This is a genomic window from Pontibacter qinzhouensis (genome assembly GCF_008017455.1).
Classification (GTDB): domain Bacteria; phylum Bacteroidota; class Bacteroidia; order Cytophagales; family Hymenobacteraceae; genus Pontibacter; species Pontibacter qinzhouensis.
On the sequence record NZ_VRTY01000196.1, the window covers coordinates 1 to 2,202 of the forward strand.

At 35.5% G+C, this 2,202-nt stretch carries 3 protein-coding genes and 1 tRNA gene; 3 read left to right on the forward strand and 1 reads right to left on the reverse strand.

Annotation, left to right across the window (positions count from 1 at the left end):
* Positions 1-276: 276 nt before the first annotated feature.
* Together FVR03_RS23925 and FVR03_RS24685 are read left to right on the forward strand one after the other, a co-directional pair.
* Positions 277-348, forward strand: a tRNA-Glu gene (locus tag FVR03_RS23925).
* An 87-nt stretch (positions 349-435) separates the two neighbouring features.
* Positions 436-666: a hypothetical protein gene (locus FVR03_RS24685; protein WP_187270294.1), complete on the forward strand. Its 231-nt coding sequence runs from the start codon at positions 436-438 to the stop codon at positions 664-666.
* 410 nt (positions 667-1,076) lie between these two features.
* On the opposite strand, the gene FVR03_RS23930 is transcribed toward FVR03_RS24685, so the two are convergent.
* A complete protein-coding gene (locus FVR03_RS23930; RefSeq protein ID WP_147924293.1) occupies positions 1,077-1,439 on the reverse strand; it encodes a MerR family transcriptional regulator in 363 nt (120 codons plus the stop codon).
* Between the two features lie 109 nt (positions 1,440-1,548).
* On the opposite strand from FVR03_RS23930, the gene FVR03_RS23935 reads away from it, so the two are divergent.
* Complete coding sequence (locus FVR03_RS23935) at positions 1,549-1,953, forward strand: nuclear transport factor 2 family protein (RefSeq protein ID WP_147924294.1); 405 nt, start codon at positions 1,549-1,551, stop codon at positions 1,951-1,953.
* Positions 1,954-2,202 lie beyond the last annotated feature (249 nt).

A 2,202-nucleotide genomic window follows, 5' to 3' on the forward strand; every position in this document is an offset into this window, starting at 1 on the left:
CGAGCAGGGCCTTAAAGGTAAGCCTGCCAATACGGCCGAAGCCGTTGATCGCAACTTTAATTTTAGACATGGTATCTAGATTTGAAAGGTGTTATTTTCTGTGCGAATTTACAAGAAGCATTAAGGAAAACCAATATTTTTATGAATAACTCTAACGAATGATAATGAGAAGCTTAGCAAATTTTTAAAAAATATTTAAGCGAAATGTTTTGATTATAAATTCAAAAAACTATCTTTGCACCATCAAACAAAAACAATGTTTGCTTTTTACCAGACGGTCCGTTCGTCTAGGGGTTAGGACTTCAGATTTTCATTCTGGCAACAGGGGTTCGATTCCCCTACGGACTACTCGAAAGCCTCTCAGTTAATCCTGAGGGGCTTTTTTGCGTTCTCCAAAGTCTTTTTATACAAATTATTGTAAGTAAATACTTGCAGTTGGTTCTGGAAGAGAGTATAACCCCAAATGAAGAAGTAATGATATTGCTAGGTGACCTGAACGACAATAAACATTCACATTTGAATAAGCTTAAAAACACGGTAGCTGAACAAGTAATATGTGGTGTGAATTTCCAATCGGAATTGAGAGCTATTGAAGAACTTTTTAATATAAACGTAAACATGGTAGAGGTTGGAGAAGGAACAGTTTACTACCTAATGCTTGAATGAATAAGTAATTTCCGCCAACTCCCAAATGCATGTTCATGCTATAGCAAACGGCCGTTAAGTGCGTCTACATCAGTCAGCGAAGCTCCCCTATGGTCCTCGCTCTACTTTCTCAATTTCAGAGTCGATTTTGATTATCTTCCATTGTTTCGATGGCTTCTAAATTGCATTATTGTTACTAAGCCCTTTATCGAATACTCAGCTAAGTAAACTGGCTATGCAGCATGGCATTTAAAGGTCAGGCATCGGTGCCTTGGCAGAAGGGGAAAGTTATACCTGATGCATACTATTTTAGTTTTATATAGTACATTAGGTTGTTCAATTACGTTTATCCAACACCCGTTGGGTGGATAAACGTAATAATTACTTATATACAACCGTTAGCGGTCAGGCTAAGGACGACCCATTGGAACCTAACAATAGCCTTTTTCAATATCAACAATACATTCTGAAAGTAATTTTTTGACTTTATATAACTGACAAATTTTGTTGTCAATTTCGTTGATTTTACTATTTACGACAGTAATTTTCTTTTCTTTAGACAGTCGTTTATTAAACCAACTGTCAATCAGCTTTTTAATTTCAGACAGCGTAAAGCCTGCCTCTTTTGCACCTTTTATCATTTCAATTTTTTCCACGATACTTTCATCGTAGTCTTTGTAGTTGTTTGTTTTTGTTTTTTCATCGGACACGCCTTTGAACAAACCATAATTTTCATAATACCTCAATGTCGGTATAGAGACACCTGTCCGCTTTGATAATTCGCTTATTAACATTAGCTTCTATTATTGTGGATAAATATTTATGAAGTATAAACCATGCTTTATACTTGTTGGTTGCAAATGTACACCATATTTTTGCTGCTGAACTAAAAAATAACAAGTTATGAGCACAAAAAATGTAGTTGAAAATTATTTCAATGCTATGAAAGAAGGCAGGTTTGCAGATATGCAAAAATATGTATCGCCCAACCAGAAATATTGGATTAGCGGCGATGGCTCTTGGGCTTTCGGAGGATATAATTCGCCTGAATCTATGGGTAAATTGTGGGCAATTGTAGCGGAACGGTTTCCTGACGGGTTAAATCTTACTATCGATTCTATTCTTACAGACGGTGAATATGCTGCGGTGCAAGTTCATAATCATGCAACCCGAATAGATGGTAAGATTTACGATAATTATATTCTTGTACATTTAAGAGTGCAGAATGGTATGATTACGGAACAACGAGAATATCTGGATACAATTATGATTAATGAACTGTTTTGTGGTGAACTGGAAACTAACTAATAAGTTCAGGTTATTAATAACTTCGGAGTAATGTGGGCAAATTGTAATTATCTGAATGACAAAAAATAAAAAGGATATTTTAAAAGCATTCAAGAGAATAGTGATAACAACATTCATCATCATCGGAGCATTGCTTATAGCAATTTTTCTGTATATGCGACAAGATAAATTTGGAAAAAGCCGTATCCACCCGACCAACTACATGTTTGATTTGTTTTTGAAGTTCTGGGGGTATAGGTTTCTGATGTT

Coding starts and splice junctions, on each gene's coding strand:
- FVR03_RS23930 (WP_147924293.1), bottom strand. CDS start 1,439: ATGTTAATAAGCGAATTATCAAAGCGGACAGGTGTCTCTATACCGACA.
- FVR03_RS23935 (WP_147924294.1), top strand. CDS start 1,549: ATGAGCACAAAAAATGTAGTTGAAAATTATTTCAATGCTATGAAAGAA.